Origin of the sequence: Mesobacillus boroniphilus JCM 21738, from assembly GCF_000517385.1 — a bacterium.
Classification (GTDB): Bacteria; Bacillota; Bacilli; order Bacillales; family Cytobacillaceae; genus Mesobacillus; species Mesobacillus boroniphilus.
This window is the reverse complement of record NZ_BAUW01000225.1, coordinates 1-897: the sequence shown is the minus strand read 5'-3', so window position 1 is coordinate 897 and position 897 is coordinate 1. Positions and strand designations below refer to the sequence as shown.

Genomic DNA, 897 nt, shown 5'->3' with positions numbered 1-897 from the left:
CCTGAATTATTCATACTTTCTAGCTAGCTCATTTTTTAAGCGATGACAAACCATTTTCTTGGTTCCTAGGCAAGCGATTTCGTCATTTCACTTGATAAGTCATCATTTTTTAAACGAATTTTAAATTCCAGTTGTTTTTGGACAGACTACTCCCTTGTTCTGCCTTTGGAAATTTTTTATTGGGTCTTTGGTTGAATTCACTCTAGCTTTAGCCTCTGAATTCGCTGAATCACTTTCCAAAAGAATTCCTGGTACACGAAGCTTGAAGCGAGTTTAAAGTAGAGGGATCGTCCTGATTTAACTAATTTACTAGCCACTTTAATGATTCGAGTGCGAATAGTGTCAATTTGCATGGTCTTTTGTCCTTCCGGGAAACAAAGAGTACGCAGCCAGTTCGTTAGGTTGTAAGCCAATAAACTCATCATCATCTTCACTTCGTTTACTTGGTAGGAATGGCTATTCATTTTATCGAAGGCGAACCCGTTTTTGGCTTCCTTGATGTAGTTCTCCATCGTTCCTCTTTTTTGATACGTAGAGATGATCGCTTCAGGAGAAAAGGCATCCACTAAGTTTGTCACAAAGAAAGAGTGAGTAAACAGTAATTCGCCAGCAGGACGTACCGATTTTATGATGACTTTTCTAGGCTTAACCCAGCTGTTTGCTTGATAAGTGGTTTCTTCATAGTAACATTCCGGCTTCGTGATATCGGAAGCCAAAGCGGAAGGAAGAAGCTCGTCGGCTAGACGCTGCAGATTCGCATTTGATTTCAACCGAATCACGTAATAAACGGATTCCTTTTCGCACAAATCATATAAAGCCGGAACGGCAAACCCACTGTCGCCACGGACAAATGGTGTGGTTTCTGGGAACTTTTCGTTGTAATGCTCAATGAGCGGC

Annotated in this window: 1 protein-coding gene; it reads right to left on the bottom strand. The window is 41.0% G+C overall.

Annotated elements, in window-relative coordinates; translation table 11 throughout:
• Positions 1-197: 197 nt before the first annotated feature.
• On the bottom strand, positions 198-897 hold a 700-nt coding region (locus tag JCM21738_RS21920; RefSeq protein WP_035210318.1), incomplete at its 5' end, for an IS1380 family transposase.